Raw genomic sequence first — 23,342 nt, forward strand, 5'->3', positions numbered from 1 at the left:
TGTTGTTATGAAAATTGCAGTCATTGGCGCTGGCGCTATGGGTTCCATTTATGGTGGTCACCTCTCTTTGCACCATGAAGTATATCTTGTGGACACCAACCAAACCATTGTGAATCACATCAACGCAAATGGTTTGACTTTGGAAGAAAATGGAGTGGATGTGGTATATCGACCAAAAGCAGTCACTTCCACAGAAGGTCTTGAAACTATGGATTTAATCATTTTGTTTGTCAAAGCACTCTTTTCCGAAGCAGCATTACAAGGAAACAAACATATCATTGGTGAAAATACATATTTGATGACTTTGCAAAACGGTTCTGGTCACGAAGATATTTTAGGGAAATTCGCTCCTGAAAATCGTGTCATCATCGGTACCACAGAAGATAATGGTGCCATCTTAGGTGCAGGTCATGTGCGTCATGGTGGTGTAGGCAAAACAAATATTGGTATGTTGGTAGAAGATGAACAAAACGTTCTTCCTTCTTTCAAAGATGCATTTGATATTTGTGGTTTCCAAACAAAAATTCATTCCAATATCCAACAACTGATTTGGGATAAATTGTTTACAAATGTATCCCTTAGTGTTGTGACTGGTGTATTGCAAGTACCAATTGGCTATATTTCTGCAAATCCTCATGCTTGGAATTTGACAAAACAACTTCTTCATGAAGCAGTTGCTGTTGCTCATGGTTTGGGATTAGAAGCAGATGAAGCCAAATCCTTGGAATCCATACAACAAGTCACCATCAATTCCCCAGAAGGCATCACTTCTATTTGCGCCGATTTACGTGATGGTAGAAAAACAGAAGTAGATACCATCAGTGGTTCTGTGGTGCGTGCTTCCAAAAAATGTGGTGTTCCAGCTCCTACTCATGAAATGATTGTGGAAATGGTGCATGCGTTAGAAGGAAAATAATCAACCAACAAAATAAGTATACGAAAAAAGACCTCAAATATGGGGTCTTTTGTTATTTACAGATATAGCAGCTCAATTGCAATCATATGTTTCACGCAAAAAGGCACCCCATATGGAGTGCCTCTTACATATCAATTCTTATTTATTGCCTGCTGCTTTGTAAGCTTCGATACCTTTGCCCAAAAGTTCGATACCACGAGCCATATCTTCTGCTTTCAAGATGTAAGCGATACGCAACTCGTTTTTGCCCAAACCTTCTGTAGCATAGAAGCCTTCAGCTGGAGCATACATAACTGTTTCGCCATTGTCTCTAAATTCTTGCAACAAGAAGATCAACAAGTCTTCTGTGCTTTCAACTGGCATTTTACATGTGATGTAGAATGCACCACCTGGTTTTTCACAAACAACGCCAGGGATTTTTTTGAGTGCTTCGTAGGAAACATCTCTTCTGTGTTCATATTCTGCCCTAACTTCTGTGAAGAAGGATGCATCCAATTCATAAAGTGCAGCTGCACCAACCATTTCAAGTGTAGGACAGCAAAGTCTACCCATAGCAATTTTCATAACACTTGACATAAGTTCTTCGTTTTTACAAACGATACAACCAATTCTAGCACCACAAGCAGAGAAACGCTTGGAAACGGAGTCGATGATGATCACTCTGTCTGCAACATCTTCGAATTGACCGAAGGATGTCATTTCACGACCATCATAAGCGAATTCTCTGTAAACTTCGTCAGCCAAAATCCAAAGATCGTGTTTTTTAGCGAAATCACAAATCAATCTCATGTCTTCTCTGGAAAGAATGCAACCTGTTGGGTTACCTGGGTTTACGATGGAGATCATTTTTGTTTTTTCTGTTACTGCTGCTTCCAAACGATCCAAGTAAGCGAATTTGTAACCATCTTCTACATATGTAGTCACAGGTTTTACAACACCATCAGCTGCTTGAATGAATGTCAAGTAGTTTGTGTAGTAAGGTTCTGCAACGATAACTTCATCACCAGGATTGATCAAAGACAAGAATGCCAATGTCAAAGCTTCGGAACCACCACTTGTAATCAATACGTCTTTGCGTTCCAAAGGCATATCAAATGTTTTGAAGTAGTCAATGATAGAATCTTGCAATTGTGGAAGACCTGGAGATTCTGCATATGCAAGAACTTTTTGGTCGAAGTTTTTGATTGCATCCATAAATACTGGAGGTGTTACGATATCTGGTTGTCCAATGTTGAGGTGATAAATTTTTGTTCCTGCAGCTTTTGCTTCAGCAGCCATAGGATTGAATTTTCTGATTGGAGAATTTTGCATTCCTTGTACTCTATCGGATAATTTCATTGTCTTCTCGTCTCCTTTTCGCTATTACGTTTGATAGAAATAACATTGCTTTTTTTATAACAATATTATACCACTTTCTATAGGAAACACAATAGCCCAAACACAAAATCCAGTGGCAAAATACAAGTTTGGTTCTTTTTATAGAAAATGGTTTGAAAAAGCCAGAAACGCAAATGTCCACAACAATATTTTTGTATGTATAAGCAATAGACATGGAAAAAAACGCCTTCAAAAAAAAGATTTTATGGTCACTTTATCTAATTTTTGCAGAAAAATATTCAACAAATTTTTCACAAAACACATCCTTCTATACACCAAAAATACCAATTTCCACTCAATACCCAGAATATCTAAAAAAGTTCTATGTATTTTTTTATGTCCATAAAGAAAAAGTGGTACAAAATCCTTCCATGTAACCACTGAATTTTTCTATACCACAATTATTAAATCTATGTATTTAAGCAAAATTTTCTAAAATATCTTCTGCCACTTCTCGTTTGGTCATACGCAAATCCATAGCACGTTTTTCCAAAATTTTATGAGCTTCGTTTTCAGAAATATTTTTTTGTTGCATCAAAACAAACTTGGCTTTTTCTGTCATTTTTACATCTTCCAATTTTTTTTGCATTCTTTGTTTTTCTCGAACAAAGGTACTCATACGAAAATGAATCCCCAAAGCCATACGCACACTTTGGTTACACATTTCCTTTTGCAATGGTTTTCCAACTGTCATAACACCACATGCATTCATTTGTACTTCCAATTCTGGAACTTGTTCATTTTTTGCCAATAAAATCAAACCTGCACCTGTATTTTTGGAAGCTTGTATCAACAATTCATTGCCAAATTCATCACCCAAAGGAGCATTGACCATAACAATCGCATAGGTTGTAGCACCTAGTTTTCTTCTTGCTTCTGCTCCATTTGTAGCAAATGACACTTGGAAATGAAAATTGGATTGCAAGTATTCTGCCAAAGCAGTTCTTGTTTTTTCACCACTATCTACAACCAAAATATGTTCCACACCATCACCTCATCCCCAATGAAATTCCACTCAAAGATACCCAAAATATTGTTTATCCTCAAATTCCATTGGATTTGATGCTGCTTCATATTGATTCCAAATTTTCTTTTGCAACTCCATATATTTTTCCACTGTTTTTGGAGGCAACACACCCAAAACAAATGGACTATTTTCTGCCACTTCGATTGCATCCTTCATGTTCAAAGGTAGTGTTTTCAAGTTTTCTGGAATTTCTACATTTGCATCCAATAAATTCAAATCCACAGACTTAGACAATTCCATTTTTTCCCGAATACCTTCCAAGCCTGCTTCTATAATCAATGTCAATGCAAGATATAAATTACAAGTGGAATCTGGTGAACGCAACTCCATACGAGCATATTCCCCTTTTGCAGAAGGAATGCGAATCAATTGTGAACGATTTCCATGTGACCAAGTGATATATTGGGGTGCTTCGTGATTGCCAAATCGTCCATAAGAATTCGTTGTTGCATTCAAAAATACAGTTATTTCTTCTATATGATGCATGATACCTGCAACAAAACGTTCCCCTTCTTTTGTTTTTTCATCTCCAATGCGGAAAATATTTTCTCCATTTTGGAACAAAGAAAGATTGATATGCAATCCACTGCCAGGTTCGTTTTTCAAGGGTTTTGGCATGAAAGATGCATACATACCATTTGCATTTGCAACAGATTTCACCACAGATTTGAAGGTGACAAAGTTATCTGCACTACGCAAAGCATTGCTATATTTGAAATCCACCTCATTTTGACCTGCACCTGTTTCATGGTGGCTAGATTCTGGAATCATCCCCATCTCTTCCAACATCAAACAAATTTCACGTCTAACAGTTTCTCCACGATCCAATGGTGCAATGTCACAATAACCAGCAGCATCCACTGGTGCTTTGGTAGGCAAACCTTTTTCATCCAATTCAAATAAATAGAATTCACCTTCTGTGCCAACCTTACATTGATATCCCATATTTTTTGCTTTTGCAATTGTTTTTTTGAGAATGGTTCTGCCATCACCTGCAAAATCAGATCCATCTGGATTTTTGATGGTACAAAACAATCGGATTACCCTTCCTTGTGCTGGCCTCCATGGCAAAATACTCATGGTATCAGGGTCTGGAATCAAAAACAAATCACTTTCTTCCACATTCATAAAACCACTAATTGAAGAAGCATCAAAGGAAATCCCATCTGTAAAAGCACGCAACAACTCTGCTGGCATAATGGAAATATTCTTTTGGGTACCAAAAATATCACAAAATGCAAGTCGTATAAATTTCACATCATTTTCTTCTACAAATTCCATTACTTCTTCTACTGTGTATTTCATATAATTCCTCCTCTTTCCATTTTTCATACCAAAACAGCCCTATTATTCTTTTTATGTTTCCAAAACATATAAAATCCTTTTCAAGATATGTGAATCTATTAGGAAATTTCTACCACGGGCACCCACATAGGGATGCCCCTACAAAAAGCCCATACAATCTATAGAATGACCCTATGTAGTCATCCGTTTTTCCAAATTTAGCAACACTTATTGAAAAAGGAAACGCATAATATTGTGGTAAAGTTTTTTGACCATATGTTTCGTTACTTCCTTATTAATTAGTATATACCCAAATACCACAAAAAGTCAATGCAACCAATTTTTACTTTTCTACTTCTATACAAATATGTTTATATCTTATATTTTATCAATATATTTTCACTATTTTTAATTCATTTATAACAAATCAAAATTATTTTAACTAGCATACTTGACAAAAACAAAGTTCCCATCTATAATCATACCCATCAACAACAGCTGTTGAAATAAGGCTTTTGCTTTCCAAAACTCTCCACAATTTTTATGAAATAAGGAGGGTGTAGTCAAAAGCATAACATTTTATAATATAAATACACAAAGACGTGTATCCAAGATTAGAATTGGGTATCCGTCTTTTTTATTTATATTGTGTTACTTTTTATTCTTATTATTATTTAGGGGGTTTTAATTATGTATTCATCTGCAAGTACAATATGGGTGCTTCTAGGCGCCGCATTGGTATTCTTCATGCAAGCCGGTTTTGCAATTTTGGAATCTGGTTTGACTAGAGCAAAAAACTCTGGGAATATCATTATGAAAAACTTAATGGATTTGAGCATTGGTGCTCCAATCTACTGGCTGACAGGTTTTGGTATCATGTTTGGTTCTGCTTCTGGTTTTTTTGGTGGTATAGACTTGTTTGCACAAAACGATTACTCCGCTATACTTCCAGCAGGTGTTCCTATGGAAGCATTCTTGATTTTCCAAACAGTGTTCTGTGCAACTGCTGCAACCATCGTTTCTGGTGCAATGGCTGAAAGAACAAAATTCTCTTCCTACTGTATTTACAGCTTGTTGATTTCTGCAGTTGTATATCCTGTATCTGGTCACTGGATTTGGGGTGGTGGCTGGTTGGCTGAAATGGGCTTCCACGATTTTGCTGGTTCCACAGCAGTACATATGGTCGGTGGTGTTGCCGCTTTGGTTGGCGCTAAAGTCCTTGGTCCTCGTATTGGTAAATATGGCAAAGATGGCAAACCCAAAGCAATCCTTGGTCACAACTTGACAATGGCTGCTCTTGGTGTATTCATTCTTTGGTTCTGTTGGTTTGGTTTCAATGGTTGTTCCACAGTTGGTGCTGATGGTGATGAAGCACTCTTGGCAATGGGTAGCATCTTTATGACAACCAATATGTCTGCTGCTATCGCTGGTGTAACTGTTATGATCTTCACTTGGATTCGCTACAAAAAACCTGATGTTTCCATGACACTCAATGGTACTCTTGCTGGTTTGGTTGGTATTACTGCTGGTTGTGACGCTGTTTCCATTGGTGGTTCTGCTCTCATCGGTTTCATTTGTGGTATTGTTGTTGTTTTGAGTGTTGAATTCATTGACCAAGTTTTGAAAGTAGATGATCCTGTTGGTGCTGTTGGTGTTCACGGTGTATGTGGCGCTCTTGGTACAATCTTGGTAGGTATTTTTGCTATTGATGGTGGTTTGGCTTACGGTGGCGGTTTCGAATACTTAAAAGTCCAAGTAATTGGTGTTGCTTCTGTTATCGTTTGGGTTGCAATTACTTCTGCAATCATCTTCCTTGGTATCAAACACACAGTTGGTCTTAGAGTTTCTGAAGAAGAAGAAATTCTTGGTTTGGATATCAAAGAACACAACTTGGTTTCCAGCTATGCTGACTTTGCACCTACAACATCTTTGGAAAATGCAACAACTGGTCTTGTATCCATGAACGAAGCAATTCCTGTAGAAAACATGTCCAAAGAAGTTCCAGAAGCCACCTCCGATAATGGAGAAGGTGACTTCACAAAAATTGTTATCATTACAAATCAATCTAAATTCGATATATTGAAAGCTGCTCTTACTGATATCGGTATCACAGGTCTTACTGTCACACAAGTTCTTGGTTTCGGTATGCAAAAAGGCAGCACAAACTACTATCGTGGTATTGAAGTAGACGTTGCTCTTAGACCAAAAGTAAAATTGGAAATGGTTGTTTGCAAAATCCCTGTAGAAACAGTTATTGCAGCAGCGAAAAAAGCATTGTACACTGGTAAAGTTGGTGATGGTAAAATCTTCATCTACAATGTAGCAAATGTCATCAAAGTTCGTACTGGCGAAGAAGGTTATTCTGCTTTGCAAGATGATGACAAATAATCTTGGTACCAATCCTTTTCCCTATAAGTAACATCCCTAGAGAAAGAGCCAAACATTTGTGTTTGGTTCTTTCTCAACCCACTAGAGAAAGAGTCAGACACTTGTGTTTGGCTTTTTTTCAGCCCACTAGAAAAGAAATTCATGCTATAGGATCGATGTGAGTATCGACCCCCACTTTCGTTATATCCATATATAAAGCAATTGACTTTGCAAAAAATCCTTCTATAATAAAAGTTAGAATGTATTGATTGGATATACAACCATAAGGAGGTTTTGACATGCAAATGACAGAAAAGAAACGTTGGGTATTCTTTGGTTTGCCTTTTACTTTTACCACCTATCTCATTGAAGATGAAATGCTTACCATCACAGAAGGTATTTTCAATCGCAAAGAAAACTCTTGCTACATGTATAAAGTAACAGATGTGGAGTTGAAACGCTCTTTTGGCGAACGCATCTTTGGTTTGGGTACTGTGATATGCTATACTGGTGATGTGACACATCCTACTCTATCTTTGCAACACATCAAAAATTCCAAATTGGTGAAAACCACTTTGCTTGAAGTTTCCGAAGCACATAGAATCAAAAGAAGAACCGTCAATATGCAAAACATTGGTATGGATGATATGAATATAGATTTGGATTGATTTTGAAGCACAACACAAAAAAGGAGGTACACCATATCATCACAGTGTATCTCCTTTTGTTTTGCAATTTTTCTTCTATTATTGAGTAATTCCCTTTTAAGATAAGTGTTGCTACTCCCATAAGAGCAGGCAGACACACAGGTCAGCCCCTACATATTGCGGTTATATATCGTAGGAGTGCACCCGATCACCTCGATTTTCACAAATACACTTATCTTGAATTGAGAATTTAGTGACAATCGCATCCATCACGCAAAACATGATGCACTTCACAAATGTTTTTTGCATTGGTACAGCAGCAACCACCAATCAATTCTGCTCCTGCTTCTTTCCAATCTTTTGCAAATTCACCATATGGTTTGCATCCTTCTGGTATACTCCAAGTTTTTGTAGTTGGATCGTATTCTGCTCCACTATTTGGATATACGATTACAGGCAAATCACAAACACTTTTGATTTCACCAATCAAACTTGCAACCAAATGTGGTGCTGTACAATTGATGCCAATGGCTTGTACACCTTTGAAATCAGCCAATGCTTTTGCACAATCTGCAATTTTTTGACCTTCACAAATTTCTGTTTCGCTTTTGCAACTAAAGGTAATCCAACATGCAGCATCCATTTCTTCCACCATTTCAGCAAGTAGAATTGCTTCTTCCATACTTGGAATGGTTTCAATTGCCAAAAGGTCACCGCCAGCGTTCCAAAGAAGTTCCATTCTTCTTTTGTGGAATGCACGCAATTCTTCTTTTGAGATTCCATAATTGCCTTTGTATTCAGAACCATCTGCCAAATATGCTCCATAAGGACCTACTGCACACGCTGTAATTGGATATGCACGTCCTGCTGCTTTGCCAGATTCTTCCCACCATTCTTCTCTTGCTTCTTTCAACAATTCCACAGATCGTACAATCAAAGATTCCGCTTCTGCTTCTGTAAACCCACGTTTGATAAAACCTGGTATGGTTGCTTGATAACTTGCACTGATGCTACAATCTGCACCCGCTGCAAAGTAATTTTTATGTACTTCTTTGATTTTTTCCGGACTTTCAATGAGAACCTTCGCACTCCAAAGGGCATCATTCAAATCACAGCCCAATTCTTCTAATGCTGTTGACATTGCACCATCTATAACCATGATTTTTGTTTCTTCCAAAACCTGACCAATTGTTCTTCTCATATGTTCTCCTTCCAAAATCCACCATCTGTATCAATATTTGTATCATAGTATACATCTTTCTTTTCGTCAAGACAATTCTATTTTATCCTAACCAACGGTAAAAAAACTTACTATTATAACGTAGGGGTCGATGCCCACATCGACCCATTTGATAGCAGTCCATTACTACAGGCGGATGTGGGCATCCGCCCCTACATAATACATTAGATCTTATCATATTGAATTGGCACTTAATTTTTATTTAAGCGATATCTACAAAGGAAATTACACTGACATCTTCCAAGCAGACCAACGCCACTTTGAAAGCCCCGTCTTCTTCATAGGAGAACAACGCACTGGATAAGCCAGTTGTTTCAATGGTTTTTGTAATGCCTGTTGGAATCAGCTCTGATTTTTCTGTTGCCAAAATATCTACTGTGTGGTTGGTATCTTTTTTATTTTCGATGATACCACGCAACTTTTCACCTGTGGTATTTGTAAAATTACACAAATCCAAACGCTTTGCTACTGTATCGCAACCAGAAGTTCCACAATTGCATTCTGAGCTGAGATAATACTCGTAATTACAAGTTTCCGGCATATCCACAATACCATTGTATCCATTGACAGCAAGTTCTTCTGCACATACTTCACAAGTGCCACAATTGTGACAGCAACTCAATGTTTGGTTCATGATGACACTCATCAAACTGACAAAAGCATCCTTTTCTTGTTCTGTTGTGAAGGTCAAATACAATGCTTCCAATCGACAAAGCGGAACAATGGTTTCATTTGCAAATTCCAAGCCCCATGTGTTGTAAATGGCTGCTGTTTCTTCATCAGTGCTAGAAAGAACCAATTCATAAGGTGCATTGACCGTTGCATCAAAAGCAAATTCGTTTTCCAATAGGAAGGAAACCGCTTTTCCCATAATGATTTCAGAAGGACAAACCGCACTTCCAGATTTCCCTTCTTCTCCTTGGATACCCTGAATCCCCTGCACACCTTGTGCACCTGTAGCACCCACTGGTCCTGGTTGACAACAACAACATCCAGAATCTCCTTTTGGTCCTTGTAACCCTTGGGGTCCCTGTGGTCCTGTTGCTCCAGTATCTCCTTTAACACCTTGCAAGCCTTGTAACCCTTGAATTCCCTGCAAACCTTGGAGTCCCTGATCACCTTTTACACCTTGGATTCCTTGGTCTCCACGATCACCTTTGTCACCCTTTTCTCCTTGAACGCCTTGGATTCCTTGTGCTCCTGTATCTCCTTTTAAGCCTTGGTCACCTTTGACACCTTGAATGCCTTGATCTCCTCTATCACCTTTGTCTCCTTTTTCTCCTTGTAAACCTTGAATTCCTTGTAATCCTCGGTCTCCACGATCACCTTTGTCACCCTTTTCACCCTGAATACCTTGGATACCTTGTGCTCCTGTATCTCCTTTTAGACCCTGTAAACCTTGGTCTCCTCTATCACCTTTGTCACCCTTTTCTCCTTGAACGCCTTGGATTCCTTGTGCTCCTGTATCTCCTTTTAGACCCTGTAAACCTTGGTCTCCTCTATCACCTTTTTCGCCTTTTTCACCCTGAATACCTTGGATTCCTTGTGCTCCTGTATCTCCTTTTAGACCCTGTAATCCTTGGTCTCCTCTATCACCTTTTTCGCCTTTTTCACCCTGAATACCTTGGATTCCTTGCGCTCCTGTATCTCCTTTTAGACCCTGTAATCCTTGGTCTCCTCTATCACCTTTGTCTCCTTGAATACCTTGAAGTCCTTGTAAACCTTGGTCTCCTTTGACACCTTGTAATCCTTGGTCGCCACGTTCTCCTTTTGCGCCCTTATCTCCACGATCGCCCTTTTCACCTTTACAACCAGTATCCCCTTTTTCTCCTTGGAGTCCTTGGTCACCTCGATCTCCTTTATCACCTTTGCAGCATACACAGTTTTGACAAGATTCTGTACAACCACCATCTACTGTAGTTCCTGTGTCACATGTTCCAGAAGCACAAGTATTGTTCTGTTCACAATCCCAAAAGCAGTCAGAGGTACAAGTATTTGGCAATGCTTTTTGCTCTTGGTTTCCATATACCGCTTCATAATATTTTTCATATTCGCTCAAAGTATCATCTCCCATTTTGATATACGTCTTCACTTCTTACATATGAAAAAATCAAACTTAGGTGCTTGTCCCCTTTTGTTTTGCAGTTGAAAAAACATCTTTTTTCAGATATACTATACATATCTATTGTAACCAACGAAAGGATTTTTATATGGCTAAAAGACGACGCACCAAAAAACAAAAGGCATTTACCAAAAAAATAACCTCTTTTATCATTGCACTCTTATTGATTGGATTTGGAAGATTAACAGCAGCTGAAGACTTTTCATTGGATTCACTTTTGGCACAGTTTTCCACTACAACCGCCACTTCTACAGCATCTACCATTGCAGCAAGCGATGATTTGCGTATTGTGTTCTTGGATGTTGGACAAGCAGACAGCACTTTGATTCAAGCTGCTGGTAAAAATATGCTCATTGATGCTGGTAACAATGAAGATGGTGATTTGGTGGTTTCCACTTTACAGGCATATGGTGTAGAAACCTTAGATTTTGTAATTCCAACACATCCACATGAAGATCATGTTGGTGGTATGGATGATGTCATTGATGCATTTGACATTGGAACTGTGCTTTTGCCAAATGCCACTTCTACCACCCAAACTTACGAAGATATGTTGGATTCCATTGCAAACAAAGGTCTAACCGCAACAGAACCCATTGTTGGCGATACATATACTTTAGGCGATTGTACCTTCACCATTTTGGGACCTGTTTGGGATTATGGCGATGATATGAACAACTGGTCTGTTTCCATCCAATTGATTCATGGTGAAAATTCCTTTGTGTTCACTGGTGATGCAGAAGCTGAAGCAGAGTCAGATATGTTGGGTACTGGTTTGGATTTGCATGGTGATGTGTTCCAAGCAGGTCATCATGGTAGCACCACTTCCAATACAGAAGATTTCTTAAATGCAGTGAATCCGAAATATGTAGTTATTTCCTGTGGTGCAAACAATTCTTATAGTCATCCACATGAAGAAATTTTAGAACGATTTGCAGAACGTAACATCACTGTATATCGCACAGATACCAATGGTACCATTGTTGCAACTTGTGATGGCACAAATATTTCTTGGGAAACGGAGTATTAATCTATGAAGCTGACAATTGATCGTTTGGAAGGGAATTTTGCAGTTTGTGAGTTAGAAAACAAAAAAATGGTGGATATTCCAATTGGAGATTTGCCTAATGGTATCCATGATGGTATGAAATTGGAACAAACAGATAGTGAATATGTGATTTTGGATGATTCTGAAGACAGAAAACGTATCCAAGAGAAAATGAAACGATTGTTTGGGAAATAAAGAATTGCATGTGATTGGGACATCTATAAAATAGGTGTCCTTTTTATTTTCTCAATTTGAATATTCTGATTATGCTTATAATCTGTAGTAACGTTTGAGTTGTAGGGATGACGTTTCGTCACCTGTTTAGGATGTTTGTGAATTAATTTTGGGCAGGAATTTATTCAAGTTTTAGATCATTAAGACCTTACTTTTCACTGGAGAAAAGGGGTCATCATTTTGCAAGCAAAATCACACTACGTGTGACCGCCATATCTTTGGCGGCGAGTCCAAAATCCACCACTACTTCCGAAGCGTGGAGCACGGTTCAAGGGGCTGCGACCCCTCGAAACTCCCTTGCAAGGTGGAATCCAATTGGCTAGAGAAATAATTTATATTCGAGCAAACTTCCTTCATGGCTAGAGACGCTTATTGAAATTTTCACTAGTAATAAATTGAGAGGATTCCGCTTTGCAAGCAAAGGCTGAGTGGAAATCAAAAGTCATTTGATAAATTATTTAATTCTAATAGCGGGATGTCGAGGACGCCATCCCCTACACAAACATAAATATCAAGATTTTTTGAATCCGTAATCAAGAGGTGAGGGGCTTGTCACTCACGGTCTAATCGTAGGATTTACACCACTACACATCTTACTTCCAGGGGGATATATAAGAACTCACCGCCAAAGAAGTGGCGGACACCGTAGGTGGCTTTGCTCGCAAAGTGATGACCCATCTTGACCACCTTATAGCGTGGCTCCACGCCTTCGCAAAGAGTGGCACTTTTGGGGTACCTTTTGGTGTCAAAAGGTACGGTCTAAAAAGCTCTAATATATGAAAAAATTAAAACCTAAAATTATCACAATCATTTTCCTGCTTCACTACACATTATATAAATACTCTACAAAAAAGGCGGTGGAACTCCACCGCCTCAGACTGTCAAAGAACCCTATTCCGCACCTTGGAATAGGGTTCTTTCGTATAAATAACGCATATTCTACAAACAACATATACTGCTTACTACTCCATGTTGCCAGTTTTTTTAAGTTCATTGCAGCGAATTTAAGCTTCACCCATTTTGAAACCTGAGCCAAGCCTTTATGATATGTATATCGCATTGCGTGCTTCTCCTTTGCGTCTGCAAAAACCCGTTCTATGGTTTGGCTCCTCAACGCATAGGTGTCTTTTCCTAATGGAGAATGCCGCACATCCTCTGCCTTTTCTAAATATTTCCACCAGATGTGCTTGGTGACTACCTTTCTGTGGTCTTTGCTTTCGGTACACCTTGAAAGATTTTCACATTTTTCGCAAATATAACTGTAACTTTTAAATTCTCTATAGCCATCTCGATTGGTGGTTGTATATGGTAAAACGTGATATTCTGGGCAAATGATGCAGTTGTAGTATTCATCAAAAACATACTCATACCATGGTGAATTTCCTTTTTTCGTCACTGGTCTTTTGTAAGGCAAAGAGGGTATTCTTCCATCATCAAATATTTGCTTGCAAATCCATGGGGTTTTGTATCCTGCATCAGCTGTAATCACTTGTATTTCTGGATATTTTTCTGTCACTTTATGATAAACCTCATCAAATACAACACTATCATGGATGTTTCCAGGTGTTACAACGGTTTCTAATACAAAGTTATTTTTATCGCAAACGGTATGTGCACCATATGCAAAGCACTTTTTATGTTCGCCCTTATGGAACAAACCGCTGTCTGGATCTGTTGTAGAAGTGGTGATTGTTTTTGTTCTTGGAGGGTCATTTTTATCATCAAAAGGCTTTTTTCCATTATCTTCTCTGTCTTTATTGATTTCTTCAAAAAGTTGCTTTTCATACTTTTTAGCTGCAACAGGTATTTCTTTTTTGATGTTTTTCTTTAAATTTGCATTTGCCTTGATATGCGTTGCATCTATAAACACAACTTCTGGACGTAAATATCCTTTTTTCTCAACTTCACCTAAAATCCAAGCGAAAATTTTTTCTACCACTGTTTCTTTAAATCTATTGTTGAAGTTATAACTAATGGTAGCAAAGTGCGGAATACTATCATTGAGGGTATAGCCCAAAAACCAGCGATAGGCAATATTCATTTCAATTTCTTTTACCGTTTGGCGTAAAGAGCGAATTCCATACAAATGTTGGATAAACACCATTTTAAAGAGAACAACAGGGTCAACGCTAGGTCTGCCGTTGTTTGAGCAGTACAAATCTTCCACAAATGAATAAATTTCATTAAAATCTACGGCTTTATCTATTTTTCTTAATAAATGATTTTCTGGAACGAGCATATCTATGTTTATGATTTCTACTGATGTTCTTTTGATTTCTTCTTTACTCAACATTTGTCATCACCTCAACCTCATTATACCAAAAAAGCCAGCTTATGCTGACTTTTTTGACAGTCTGAGGCGGTGGAACTCCACCGCCTCAAATGTTCATCAATTAGAATTTTTAGAAAGAATTACAAAGATTTTGCAAAGTCATAACCCAATGCAAATGCTTTTTTGTTATCAGGAACAAATTTGGATTTTGCACCACTAAACACGTGTTCAAATGCACTGTCTACGAAATCTACAGATACACAGTTTGTTGCATATACAACAGCACCCAACAAAACGATGTTTGCAAGTCTAGTGCCACCAAATTCTTTTGTTGCCAATGTGTTTGCAGGAACAGAAAGCAAACGAACTTCTTTTTCGCCATTGTATGTCGCCAAGTCTGCATTGACAACCAAAGCACCATCATCTGCCAAAACTTCAGCAAATTTATCAAGAGATGGTTGGTTCATTGCGATTACACAAGATGCATTTTCTGTTACAACTGGAGAACCTACTGGTGTATCAGAAATCACAACGTGACAGTTTGCAGTACCACCACGCATTTCTGGACCATAAGAAGGACTCCAAGTTACTTCTTTGCCTTCTAACATTCCAGCATATGCCAAAATTTTACCCATGGACAAAGTTCCTTGTCCACCAAAGCCAGCACAACAAATTTTAATATCTTTCATCTTATTTGCCCTCCTCTGCTGTCACATCTTTATAAACTCCCAAAGGATAGTAAGGAATCATTTTTTCACGAATGAATTCCATTGCTTTGACAGGAGTTACACCCCAGTTTGTTGGGCAACTGGATACAACTTCAACCATTGTAAAGCCAAGACCTGCTTTTTGCATTTCCAAAGCTTTGCGAATTGCCATTTTTGCTTTTGTTACTTGTGCAGGTGTGGAAACGCTGACACGTTCAATATAAGCTGGACCATCCAATGTGGAAAGCATTTCACTCATACGAATTGGATTACCATTGATTTGTGGATCACGACCTGCTTTTGCAGTTGTTGCTTTCATACCTGGCAATGTAGTAGGTGCCATTTGACCACCTGTCATACCATAAATACCATTATTGATGAAGATGGTTGTGATTTTTTCACCACGAGCAGCAGCATGAACGATTTCAGCTGTACCGATGGAAGCCAAGTCACCATCACCTTGATATGTCATAACCAATTTATCTGGATGTACTCTTTTGATACCAGTTGCTGTTGCTGGTGCACGTCCATGAGCAGATTGGATGGAATCGAAGTTGAAATATTTATTTGCAAATACAGCACAACCTACTGGAACAGCGATAATTGTGTTTTTATCTTCATCCATTTCTTCCAATACTTCTGCAACCAATCTATGTACGATACCATGTGCACAACCTGGACAGTAGTGCATTTTGAGATCTGTCAAAGCTCTTGTTTTTTTGAAAATGATAGACATTATTTGTCACCTCCCATAACTTTTTCGCCAAATGCAACGAATTCATCTACTGTAGGAATGTTACCACCCACACGACCATAGAATTCGATTTTGGATGCATCGCCACAAGCCAATGCAACATCACCTACCATTTGACCCATACTCATTTCCACATCAAGATATTTCTTGATTTTTGCATCGTGGAGTTCGAATGCTTTTATCGGGAATGGCCACAATTTCTTAGGACGAATCATCCCAACTTTATAACCTTTTTCACGCAAAATGCCAATTGCTGTTTTTGCAATTCTAGCAGAAGTACCATAGGATGTGAATGCATATTCTGCATCTTCCATCATAAAATCTTCCCAATCTTGTTCTGCTGCTTCAATTGCATTGTATACTTTGAAGTGGTCATGGTTCCATGCTTCACATTCGTCAGCATCCATAACCAAGTTTTCTACCATATGTTTTTTACCTTCACCCATACCAGTAAGTGCCCAATCTTTTGGAGGCAATTCTTTACAAGGTTTGTAATCGAAGGAAACAGGTTCCATCATTTGACCAATCAAACCATCAGACATAACCATAACAGGAATTCTGTAGTAATCTGCCAAATCGAAAGCTTCCATCATCATATCCACTGCTTCTTGCACAGATGCAGGAGCCATAACGATATTGCGGTAATCCCCATTGGAGCCACCTTTGACTGTCATATTATAATCTGCTTGACCTGGTTGGATGGTACCAAGACCTGGACCCCCACGCATCATATTTACAATAACTGCTGGAAGAGATGCATTTGTCAAGTAGCCAATACCTTCTTGTTTCAAAGCGATACCAGGAGAAGAAGAACTTGTCAAAACACGAGCGCCAGCTGCTGCTGCGCCATATACCATGTTGATTGCTGCTACTTCAGATTCTGCTTGCACGAATACGCCACCTACTTTTGGCAATTCGCTGGATAAATATTCAGGCACTTCACTTTGTGGTGTAATAGGATATCCGAAGAAATACTTACATCCTGCCTCGATTGCTGCTTTGCCAATTGCTTCATTGCCTTTCATCAAATACTTTGCCATTGTGTTATCCTCCTCTCTTAATCGAATTTTTCTACTGTAATTGCACAATCTGGACACATTTTTGCACAGCTTGTACAAGCGATACAATCGTCACTGATCATTTCTGCTGGACTATAACCAGCAGAATTTGTTTTTGTTTCAGACAATTTCAAGATATGTTTTGGACAGACCGAAACACACAATTCGCAACCTTTACAGATTGTTTCATCAATGATTACTCTACCTTTTGCCATTTACAATACACCTCCATAGTATACACAGCTTACATCCATTCTTTTCTCATATTGAATTGCATTGGGAATCTTTCACCCGAAATCTCAATGGGAATTTCTTCTTGCAACACATCTTCCACATAGGAAGTATATTTGATGGGTACTCCTGTTCTTCTAGAAACTTCCTCCAAAACAGCATTCCCATCTAACAAGGCATTTGCCGTTGTTTCTCTAATCAAATTGGTGTTGTTGATGAACCCAGTCACTGGCATTTCTGCTCCTGCTTCCAGTTGTTTCATCAATGCAATGACACCTTCTGGCGTTGCGGTATCTGGTCGATACGTATTCACCACCATAAACAAATCCACTTCATTGCGATCCATAATTGGTTTCAAGCGACCCAAAACCAAAGTTCCCACATCATTGCCACCAAGATCCACCACATATTCGAAGCTTTTATCTCGAACTGGCATTGACATTGCTCCAGACACTGCTGGAACATCCAAAGAATCGCCCTCTACAGAAGAAGAAATCACTGTAATTCCTGCTTCTCTCAGTTCTGCACTTCTTTCTCTGGAGCGAAAATACAAATTGACAATATCCAAATCGGCAATTGCAACCTTCTTATTTTCTGCATTCAGCTTCTTTACATAATTGACAGCGAATTCTGTTTTTCCACTGCCATAGTGGCCTGTTATGATTCGTATTCGTTTATCATCTACAACCATATCTTTCACCACCCTTTCCTTTTTTACTATGATATTTCATTACCAATTTCACCATAGTATTGATTGACCACTGTATTTTCTTTGTCCACAGATTCAATTTGTCGATATTGTCAACAAACCACATATAATCTGTGTTTCATTTATAAGATTGATGCAGTAATCTTTTGTTTGTGTATACATTATATCTTCCTTTTGATAAATATGCAACAATTTTCCTAAGAAATACAACATAGTTTTTAAAAAAGTACAATTTATATGCACTTTATAGGTTTTTTGTATACCATCACCATATAAATTGTATGTTATATATATTAATTTGTATTTCCACAGTTCTTTTTTATGCGTATTTTACACAAAGCTCTTCATTGTCATACAAGATATGCTTTCGATTAGTTTCGTTTACATCAAAAAAATCACGAAATTTCCCATGATTTTCATAATTTCTTTGATATTTTTTTCACTTTAACGCAACCTTGTCATACAACAATACACTTGTTTATTTTTGTCCACCACATATATTTTTTCATATATACGGGAACATATTTTCTTGTTTTTCCACAAAAAACCATTGAAATAGAATATGTGTTCGTGTATAATGTAATGGATAGGATTGCTTTCATCACAAAAGGAGGGATTTTTATGAAACTCATCAATAAACCCATTGATGTCATTTCATGGACAGATGAACATGGTGTTGTGACACCTGTACGTTTTCGTGTGAAAGAAAAAGAAGATTGGATTGTGGTATCCATTGCAAAAATTTTAGAAAAGAGAAAAGATCGTTTTTCTGGCTCTGACACCCTACACTTTCATTGTATCAGCTCCATAAATGGTGTAGATAAAATGTATGAACTGACTTGCAATTGCAGCACCCAAAAGTGGCTTTTGAAGAAAATCTGATATGATTTCATATAAAAAATGCGTCTTCCAGAAATTCCAGAAAACGCATTGGGGTTTTATTTACTACGCAAAGAACGCAAAATAAATTCTGTATGATATTTGATGTGACCTTGTGCCACTGTTGCACCTTCTTCTTTGTCGTGATTTTCGATGGCACGCAAAATATTTCTATGGTGTGCAATGATTGCTGTAATACTGCTATCCAATTTCAAATGCGCCATACGATAGCGATACAATTGGATACGCAAGTTTTCGTAAATTTGAATCAATTTATCATTTCCTGTGGATTTCAAAATCAAATCATGGAAGTTTTCATCCAACACAGCAATTCGTTCACGATCGCCTTCTTCAATGGCATGTTCAAAGGAGGCTTGCAAGCTACGCAATTCCAAAATATCTTCTTTGGTCATTTTTGTACAAGCCAAACCAGTTGCCAAACCTTCCAGTGCACTTCTCACTTCCAAGATATTGACAATGTCTTTTTCTGTCATATCCAAAACTTGGGCACCTTTTCTTGGCACCAATTCCACCAAGTTTTCCAACTCCAACATACGAAGTGCTTCTCTAACAGGTGTTCTGCTAACACCCAATTTTTCTGCCAATTGATTTTCCATCAAACGTTCCCCCGGAACCAATTGACCTATTAAAATCGCTTCTCTCAAAGCGTTAAACACCACATCACGTAGTGGTAAATATTCATTGCTATTGATGTTGAATTTTGCTTCTATCATACCTTTTCTCCTTCCCAATCTCAGTGATAAATACGTGTCACAAACACTTCTTTCAAACCAAACTTACGTCTGATTTTTGTTGCAACCTTCTTTGCCACCGCTTCTTCTTGAAACAATCCAAACACAGTTGGACCACTTCCACTCATCAACGCTCCTTCTGCGCCCAAAGCAATCATTTCTTGTTTCAATTGTGCAATTTTGGGTTGCATGGGTATGGATACTGTTTCCAATACATTTCCCAAACAACGTCCCATAGCTTGCACATCACCAGCTTCCATTGCTGCAAGCATCCCTTTTGTATCTGGATGCACTATGGTTTCATCCAATTGCAAACCACCATATACCACTGCTGTAGACATGCTGACTGGCAATTTTGCCAAAACCACATAACACATCGGGCAACCCTTCTTTATTGGTGTCAAAACATCACCAACACCTTCTGCCAAAGCAGTTCCCCTTTGGATACAGTATGGAATATCTGAGCCTAAAATTGCACCTAATCTTTGCAACTCCCTTTTTTTCACACCCAAAGAAAACAACCGATTCATACCAACCAAAACAGCTGCACAATCTGCACTTCCACCAGCAAGTCCTGCCGCAACAGGAATCCGCTTATCCATCTGAATTTTTACACCTTCTGTGATGGAATAGGTTTCACGCATCAATTCCGCTGCCCTATAGGCAAGATTTCTTCTGTCTGTTGGCAACCATCGTAAGTTTGCTTCGATGATGATTTCATCCTCTGGAATGCGTTCTATGGTAATGCCATCGTACAGTGCGACTGTTTGCATGACACTTTCCAACAGGTGGTACCCGTCTTCTCTTTTGCCAACCACATCCAAAGTCAAGTTGATTTTTGCTCTTGCTTTCAATCTTATGTTTTTCAAAAAAGTCCCTCTATTTCTTTATACTGTATACACTTTGTTTTATTGTACAATATTTCATCCCCACTTACAACCGCCATTTTGACAAAAAATTCACCATAAATATATGCAATTTGCTTATGTTTTTTACAAACATATTCTATTATTACAGCTGATTGTATGTTTTTTTGTGATTTTTCCTACATTTCCCAAAAAAGAAAAATCCAATATACAAAAAGAATATTTCATCCTTGTATTGGATTTTTCTATGAATCCTATTTTTAAGATGCATGAATTAATTTTCAAACATAAAGTCAATAGTTCCCAACTCTTTAGAAACTTTCGCTACATATACTTCTACATGATCACCCAAAGCGTAGATTTTGCCTTTTCGTTTACCAGCAACCAACATTTTCTTTTCATCGAATTCGTAGTAATCGTCATTCAAATCTGCCAAAGCAATCATGCCTTCTACAGTATTGGGCAATTCCACAAACAAACCAAAGCCTGTTACGCCTGCAATGATACCTTCGAACACTTCACCCACATGTTTAGACATATATTCCACCTTTTTCAGTTGAACTGTATCACGTTCTGCTTCTTCTGCAATACGTTCTCTTTTGGAACAATGTGCTGACACTTCTGCCACAATGTCACGATATTCGCCAGCGACTGCTTCATTGAATTCACCATGCAACATTTTTTTCAACATACGATGACTTTGCAAATCTGGATATCTTCTAATGGGTGATGTGAAATGGCTGTAGTATTTTGCTGCCAAACCAAAATGTCCCACATTATCACCACTATATCTTGCTTGCATCATAGAACGCAAAAGCACCCTTGTAATGACACGTTCTTCTTCTTTTCCTTCCACATCCTGCAACACACGTTGCAACTCACGTGGATGAATTTCACCATCTTTTTTCTTCAAATAATAATGGAACCCACGAATAAATTGTTCCATTTTTTCCATTTTTGCATCATCTGGTTCTGCATGGTTTCGATATACGAAAGGTATTTCTTGCCAAAATGCAGTTTCTGCCACCGTTTCATTTGCCACCAACATAAATTCTTCAATTAAGTTGGTTGCAATGCTGCGTTCATATGGATGAATTTCAATTGGTTTCCCTTTTTCATCCAAAATAATCTTAGATTCTGGCAAATCGAAATTGATTGCACCACGTTTCTTTCGTTTTTCTCCAAGAATCATACGCAATTCATTCATTTCCATCAGCATTGGTATAATTTCTTTGTTTGCTTCCACAAGCTCTGGTGTTTTGTCTTCGATGAGTTCACGCACCTTGCTATAGGTCATACGATAATTGGAATTGATGATGGATTCGCAAATTTGTTGATCCACAACTGTACCAGAACCATCAATTTCCATGATACAACTCATGGTCAAACGATCCACATTTGGATTCAAAGAACACAAGCCATTGCTCAGTTTATGTGGCAACATGGGAATCACTCGATCCACCAAATAAACACTGGTTCCTCTTCTATACCCTTCGTTGTTCAACTCTGTATGTTCATGCACATAATGGGATACATCTGCAATGTGTACTCCTAATTTATAGTTGCCATTGGACAATTTTTCCAAAGTAACTGCATCATCCAAGTCCTTTGCATCTTCGCCATCAATGGTGATGGTCAATGTATCACGCAAGTCCACTCTATTTGCTTTGTCTGCTTCCAACACTTCTTCTGGAATGTTTTCAATTTCTGCATAAACCTCTTGTGGGAACTCCACTGCCAATTCATGTTTGCGAATAATGGACAGAATATCCACACCTGGATCGTTGATATGACCCAAGATTTCTACGATTTTACCTTCTGGATTCTTTTTGTTTTCACCATAATCAATGATTTCCACAACCACTTTGTGTCCAGCAACAGCACCCATGGTGTATTTTTTGGCAATAAAAATATCCTTTGCCATTTTTTTATCATCTGCTACGACAAAACCAAAGCTTTTCCCTGGTTGATACAAACCAACCACACGACTGACACCACGTTCCAAGATTTTGATAACGATACCATCTGCTTTTTTACCTGCACCTGCTGGATTGATGATTTTATACAAAACAGTGTCTCTTTGCATTGCACCTGCCACTTCACTGGTTGGAATAAAGATATCTTCGCCATCTTCACGAGAAATGAAGCCATATCCCTTTGGATGTGCCAAAAAAGTTCCTTTGCCCATGTTTGCTTGTGCCAAAGACATGATTTTCTTCTTTTTGGTTTCGATGACATTGCCTTCTTTCACCAATTCGTCTAAAATACCGTCAAATACATCCATATCGCTTTTTGGTACTTCCATCAAAAGACTCATTTCCTTTCGTTTCAATGGAACATATTCTGGATGATTGATATATGATAAAATAATTTCTTTTCGATCCTTAAATAATTCACTCATTTATATTCTCCTTTCTGTTGGTTTGGTTATATTTGCGGGAAGATACTATCTTCCCCTACGATAACAAATAGTTATATATTAAATATACAAGAAATAAATTTTTATTAGAGAAAAAAAGAGATGCATTTCTGCATCTCCTCTTAGTCTTATTTTAACCAACCAAATTAATTGCAAACGCAAGAATCATAAAGATTGCGCCACCAATTTTTGTGTATTTTTCCAATGTGCCTTCTACTGAACTACTTTTATTTTTGCTCCAGTAAGAATCTCCACCGCCATTGTCGCCTCCGATAGCGCCCAAGCCAGCAGCACGTTTGGATTGCATTAAAATAATCACACAAAGTCCAACTGCATCTACCATCATAATAACACTTAAAATCAAACCAATTGTTGTCATTTCCGTATCCTCCTAAATAAATCTCCTTTTTTCAAGCACTTCTTGCTGAAAAAT

Annotated in this window: 21 protein-coding genes; 6 read left to right on the forward strand and 15 right to left on the reverse strand. The window is 38.1% G+C overall.

Translation table 11 applies throughout. From position 1 onward, the window contains the following. Positions 1 to 7 precede the first annotated feature (7 nt). Positions 8 to 916: a ketopantoate reductase family protein gene (locus MJY40_RS08930; protein ID WP_317853898.1), complete on the forward strand. Its 909-nt coding sequence runs from the start codon at positions 8 to 10 to the stop codon at positions 914 to 916. Positions 917 to 1,054: 138 nt separating this feature from the next. Here the strand turns inward: MJY40_RS08930 and MJY40_RS08935 are convergent, their stop codons facing one another. The 3 genes from MJY40_RS08935 to MJY40_RS08945 all read right to left on the reverse strand — a co-directional run bounded on the left by MJY40_RS08935 (position 1,055) and on the right by MJY40_RS08945 (position 4,625). Further along, entirely contained in the window at positions 1,055 to 2,254 is a 1,200-nt protein-coding gene (locus MJY40_RS08935) for a pyridoxal phosphate-dependent aminotransferase (protein WP_317853899.1), read from the reverse strand. 457 nt (positions 2,255 to 2,711) lie between these two features. Further along, positions 2,712 to 3,278, reverse strand: coding sequence for an ANTAR domain-containing response regulator (locus MJY40_RS08940; protein WP_317853900.1), 567 nt, complete (start codon positions 3,276 to 3,278; stop codon positions 2,712 to 2,714). Between the two features lie 30 nt (positions 3,279 to 3,308). After that, complete coding sequence (locus MJY40_RS08945; RefSeq protein WP_317853901.1) at positions 3,309 to 4,625, reverse strand: glutamine synthetase family protein; 1,317 nt, start codon at positions 4,623 to 4,625, stop codon at positions 3,309 to 3,311. Between the two features lie 669 nt (positions 4,626 to 5,294). On the opposite strand from MJY40_RS08945, the gene MJY40_RS08950 reads away from it, so the two are divergent. Both MJY40_RS08950 and MJY40_RS08955 read left to right on the forward strand, forming a co-directional pair. Then, positions 5,295 to 6,992 carry an ammonium transporter gene (locus tag MJY40_RS08950; RefSeq protein WP_317853902.1) on the forward strand — a complete coding sequence of 566 codons (1,698 nt, stop codon included), beginning with the start codon at positions 5,295 to 5,297 and terminating at the stop codon, positions 6,990 to 6,992. 278 nt (positions 6,993 to 7,270) lie between these two features. Next, complete coding sequence (locus tag MJY40_RS08955) at positions 7,271 to 7,639, forward strand: PH domain-containing protein (protein ID WP_317853903.1); 369 nt, start codon at positions 7,271 to 7,273, stop codon at positions 7,637 to 7,639. A gap of 229 nt (positions 7,640 to 7,868) precedes the next feature. Here MJY40_RS08955 and mmuM read toward each other — a convergent pair whose 3' ends face one another. Next, a complete protein-coding gene (mmuM, locus tag MJY40_RS08960) occupies positions 7,869 to 8,819 on the reverse strand; it encodes a homocysteine S-methyltransferase (protein WP_317853904.1) in 951 nt (316 codons plus the stop codon). 241 nt (positions 8,820 to 9,060) lie between these two features. After that, a complete protein-coding gene (locus MJY40_RS08965) occupies positions 9,061 to 10,917 on the reverse strand; it encodes a hypothetical protein (protein WP_317853905.1) in 1,857 nt (618 codons plus the stop codon). Between the two features lie 151 nt (positions 10,918 to 11,068). On the opposite strand from MJY40_RS08965, the gene MJY40_RS08970 reads away from it, so the two are divergent. Together MJY40_RS08970 and MJY40_RS08975 are read left to right on the forward strand one after the other, a co-directional pair. Next, positions 11,069 to 12,010: a ComEC/Rec2 family competence protein gene (locus MJY40_RS08970; RefSeq protein ID WP_317853906.1), complete on the forward strand. Its 942-nt coding sequence runs from the start codon at positions 11,069 to 11,071 to the stop codon at positions 12,008 to 12,010. A gap of 3 nt (positions 12,011 to 12,013) precedes the next feature. After that, positions 12,014 to 12,223 (forward strand): DUF3006 domain-containing protein, encoded by a 210-nt coding sequence (locus MJY40_RS08975; RefSeq protein ID WP_317853907.1) that lies wholly within the window; start codon positions 12,014 to 12,016, stop codon positions 12,221 to 12,223. A gap of 862 nt (positions 12,224 to 13,085) precedes the next feature. On the opposite strand, the gene MJY40_RS08980 is transcribed toward MJY40_RS08975, so the two are convergent. From MJY40_RS08980 to MJY40_RS09005, 6 genes are all read right to left on the reverse strand, one after another. After that, complete coding sequence (locus tag MJY40_RS08980) at positions 13,086 to 14,555, reverse strand: IS1182 family transposase (RefSeq protein WP_416387485.1); 1,470 nt, start codon at positions 14,553 to 14,555, stop codon at positions 13,086 to 13,088. A 119-nt stretch (positions 14,556 to 14,674) separates the two neighbouring features. Then, positions 14,675 to 15,223, reverse strand: a complete 549-nt coding sequence (locus MJY40_RS08985) for a 2-oxoacid:acceptor oxidoreductase family protein (protein ID WP_317853908.1) — start codon at positions 15,221 to 15,223, stop codon at positions 14,675 to 14,677. Between the two features lies 1 nt (position 15,224). After that, on the reverse strand, positions 15,225 to 15,977 hold the full coding sequence (locus tag MJY40_RS08990; RefSeq protein WP_317853909.1) for a thiamine pyrophosphate-dependent enzyme: 753 nt from the start codon (positions 15,975 to 15,977) through the stop codon (positions 15,225 to 15,227). Then, positions 15,977 to 17,035: a 3-methyl-2-oxobutanoate dehydrogenase subunit VorB gene (gene vorB / locus MJY40_RS08995; protein ID WP_317853910.1), complete on the reverse strand. Its 1,059-nt coding sequence runs from the start codon at positions 17,033 to 17,035 to the stop codon at positions 15,977 to 15,979. The genes MJY40_RS08990 and vorB overlap by 1 nt, the downstream gene beginning before the upstream one ends. 17 nt (positions 17,036 to 17,052) lie before the next feature. Further along, positions 17,053 to 17,268: a 4Fe-4S dicluster domain-containing protein gene (locus MJY40_RS09000; protein WP_317853911.1), complete on the reverse strand. Its 216-nt coding sequence runs from the start codon at positions 17,266 to 17,268 to the stop codon at positions 17,053 to 17,055. Between the two features lie 29 nt (positions 17,269 to 17,297). Continuing rightward, on the reverse strand, positions 17,298 to 17,975 hold the full coding sequence (locus MJY40_RS09005) for a nucleotide-binding protein (protein ID WP_317853912.1): 678 nt from the start codon (positions 17,973 to 17,975) through the stop codon (positions 17,298 to 17,300). A 639-nt stretch (positions 17,976 to 18,614) separates the two neighbouring features. On the opposite strand from MJY40_RS09005, the gene MJY40_RS09010 reads away from it, so the two are divergent. Further along, positions 18,615 to 18,875 (forward strand): hypothetical protein, encoded by a 261-nt coding sequence (locus MJY40_RS09010; protein ID WP_317853913.1) that lies wholly within the window; start codon positions 18,615 to 18,617, stop codon positions 18,873 to 18,875. 56 nt (positions 18,876 to 18,931) lie between these two features. Here the strand turns inward: MJY40_RS09010 and MJY40_RS09015 are convergent, their stop codons facing one another. The 4 genes from MJY40_RS09015 to secG form a co-directional block, all read right to left on the reverse strand. Next, positions 18,932 to 19,603 (reverse strand): GntR family transcriptional regulator, encoded by a 672-nt coding sequence (locus MJY40_RS09015; protein ID WP_416387499.1) that lies wholly within the window; start codon positions 19,601 to 19,603, stop codon positions 18,932 to 18,934. Between the two features lie 23 nt (positions 19,604 to 19,626). Then, positions 19,627 to 20,493 (reverse strand): 4-(cytidine 5'-diphospho)-2-C-methyl-D-erythritol kinase, encoded by an 867-nt coding sequence (gene ispE, locus MJY40_RS09020; RefSeq protein WP_317853915.1) that lies wholly within the window; start codon positions 20,491 to 20,493, stop codon positions 19,627 to 19,629. Between the two features lie 271 nt (positions 20,494 to 20,764). Further along, the gene (gene rnr, locus MJY40_RS09025) at positions 20,765 to 22,891 is read right to left on the reverse strand and encodes a ribonuclease R (RefSeq protein WP_317853916.1); all 2,127 of its coding nucleotides are present in this window, start codon (positions 22,889 to 22,891) and stop codon (positions 20,765 to 20,767) included. Positions 22,892 to 23,042: 151 nt separating this feature from the next. Next, entirely contained in the window at positions 23,043 to 23,288 is a 246-nt protein-coding gene (gene secG / locus MJY40_RS09030) for a preprotein translocase subunit SecG (protein WP_317853917.1), read from the reverse strand. Positions 23,289 to 23,342 lie beyond the last annotated feature (54 nt).

Source organism: Chakrabartyella piscis (assembly GCA_030067835.1).
GTDB lineage: Bacteria > Bacillota > Clostridia > Lachnospirales > Anaerotignaceae > Chakrabartyella > Chakrabartyella piscis.